Annotated in this window: 2 protein-coding genes; one reads left to right on the forward strand and one right to left on the reverse strand. The window is 68.6% G+C overall.

All coding sequences use genetic code 11. The annotated features are described in order from the left end of the window. Positions 1-112: 112 nt before the first annotated feature. Complete coding sequence (locus Q0U08_RS19510) at positions 113-1288, reverse strand: AI-2E family transporter (RefSeq protein ID WP_298093440.1); 1176 nt, start codon at positions 1286-1288, stop codon at positions 113-115. A gap of 112 nt (positions 1289-1400) precedes the next feature. Between Q0U08_RS19510 and Q0U08_RS19515 the strand changes: the two genes are divergently transcribed. Next, positions 1401-2779: glycerol kinase GlpK (locus tag Q0U08_RS19515; protein ID WP_298093441.1), on the forward strand; the 1379-nt coding region annotated here is incomplete at its 3' end.

The raw sequence follows: 2779 nt of genomic DNA on the forward strand, positions 1-2779 counted from the left end.
CCCGCGACCTCCGGCGTGACAGGCCGGCGCTCTAACCAACTGAGCTACACCCGCTGAAAGCGTCGAGGCGCGCCAACTAGGCGAGCGCCCGACAGGTGTCAACGCCTCTTTTTCACGCCTCTTTCGCAGGCGGCTTGCGACGGTCCCGCTGCTGCTGGACGAGCGTGCCATGCTCGAACAGGAAGCCGGCGATATCGGGCTTGCCTGCGGCCTTGATGATGGTCTGCACGATGATGAGGAGCGGCACCGCCAGCAGCGCGCCGATCGTGCCCCACACCCATCCCCAGAAGCTCAGCGAGATCAGGATCAGGATCGGGTTGATGGTCAGCCGGTGCCCCACCACGAACGGCGTGATCGCGTTCGCCTCCACCAGATGCATGCCGTACATGATCGCCGGCGGCACCAGCGCGGTCCAGATGTCGCCGAACGTCATCAGCCCGCCCAGCGCCAGCAGGATCGCGCCGATCACCGGCCCGAAATAGGGAATGTAGTTCAGCAGCGCGACGATGCCGCCCCACATCAGCGGGTACGGCATGCCGTACAGCGCCAGCACGCCCGCCACCGCACCGCCCAGCGCCAGGTTGATGATGGTGATCGTCCCCAGATAGGCCGACACATCGTCCACAACGTCCTGGATCACCCGCGCGGTCGCCATCGCCCCGTCGAAACTAGTTCGCCCCGTGATCGTCTGCTGCCGCATCCGCGTCCAGCCGGACAGGAAGAAGAACACCACCAGCACCCCGAACAGGAACTGCACGATCACCGTGGGTGCCGAGGTCGCCGCCAGCTCCAGGATCGAGGATGGCGGCGCCACCGCCGGGGTGGAGGGCGAGCGCACCGGCGTGGAGGCCACCTGCCGCAGCGCCCGGTTCACATAGCGTTCCAGATTGGAATACAGGTCGAGCAGCGGCGCCAGATTGTCCTGGATCCGCCCCAGCCGGCTCGGCAGCAGGCGGAAGAAATCGGTCGCCGGCACCACGATCGCGGCCAGCGCGACATTGGCGACGATCAGGAAGATCAGCACGCACAGGATCGACGCCAGCGGAGACGGCACCCGCCGCCGCTCCAGCCACTCCAGCACCGGCACCAGCGCGACCGCGATCACCAGCGCGGTGGTCAGCGGCATGAAGAACTCCGCACCTTCCTTCAGCGCAAAGGGCAGCGCCAGCGCTAGGCCGACCCCTGCCGTCAGCGTCAGCGCGGCCAGCAGCCGGTCGCGCCGCATCGCGATGCGCACCGCATCCTCCGCATCCACCCCCGTCGGGACGCCCAGGATACTGTCCCCCATGGGGAGCGTCGGGGGCGGCGCGGCATCCGCTGCTTGATCTGGATCGGTGTCTTGCATGATACCGGGTCTAGCGCCTTTCCTGTTCCAAGTAATCCCGGCTACCGTACCGCGGATGCGTGAATATCTGCTGGTTCTGGACGAGGGCACCACCTCCACCCGCGCGATGCTGTTCACCGCCGATGGTCGCTGCATCGCCAGCGAAGCGTCGGCCCTGACGCAGCATTATCCGCAACCCCACTGGGTGGAGCATGACGCCGCCGAAATCTGGCGCCGCTCGCTCAACGTCACCGCCGCGATGGTCGCACAAGCCGGCGGCGCAGACCATATCGCCGCGATCGGCATCGCCAACCAGCGGGAAACCGTCGTATTTTGGGACAAGGTGACCGGCGAGCCGCTCGCCCCCGCCATCGTCTGGCAGGACCGCCGCACCGCGGCCGACTGCCGGCGCCTGCGCGACGCCGGCCACGAACCGCTCGTCCAGTCGCGCTCCGGGCTGATCCTCGATCCCTATTTCTCCGCCTCCAAGATCGGCTGGGCGCTGCGTCACTGGCCGCAGCTTGCCGAAGCGGGGGACCGGCTGGCGATCGGCACCGTCGAGAGCTGGCTGGTGTGGAAGCTCACCGGCGGCCTTCACATCACCGATGCCAGCAATGCCAGCCGCACCGCATTGATGAACACCGCGCCCGGCGGCGGGTGGGACGACGATCTGGCGGCGCTGTTCGATGTGCCGCTGGCCGCCCTGCCCGAGATCACCGATTGTGCCGGTCGCTTTGGCACCACCAGCGCCTTTGGCGGCGCCATCCCGATCACCGGCCTGGCCGGCGACCAGCAGGCGGCGACGATCGGCCAGGCCTGCCTGAAGCCTGGCGAGACCAAGGCGACCTTCGGCACCGGTGCCTTTATCCTCTCCGTCACCGGCACCCGCGCCTGCACCTCCGACCATCGCCTGCTCTCCACCATCGCATGGCAGATCGACGGGGCGCGCAGCTATGCGCTCGAAGGATCGGTGTTCGTCGCGGGCAGCCTGATCCAGTGGCTGCGCGACTCGCTCGGCCTCATCCGCGACGCCGCCGAGACCGATGCCCTCGCCCGCAGCGTGCCCGACAGCGCGGGCGTCTATGTCGTCCCCGCCCTCAGCGGCCTCGGCGCCCCCTGGTGGGAGCCCGACGCCCGCGCCGCCATCTCCGGCCTCAGCTTCGCCACCGGCAAGCCGCATGTCGTTCGCGCAGCACTCGAAGCGATGGCGCATCAGGCGCACGACCTGAAAACCGCCTTTGCCGCCGATGGCCAGGATTGGCATCGCCTGCGGATCGATGGCGGCATGGTCGCCAATGACTGGATGGCGCAGGATCTGGCCGACATGCTCGCCCTCGAGGTCGAGCGGCCGCACTTCGCCGAGACGACCGCGCTCGGCGCTGCGATGCTGGCGGGGGTCGGCGCCGGCCTGTTCGGATCGCTGGAGGAGGCCGCCGTGATGCGCGGCCCCACCAC

The organism is uncultured Sphingomonas sp. (assembly GCF_946477935.1).
Lineage (GTDB): Bacteria > Pseudomonadota > Alphaproteobacteria > Sphingomonadales > Sphingomonadaceae > Sphingomonas.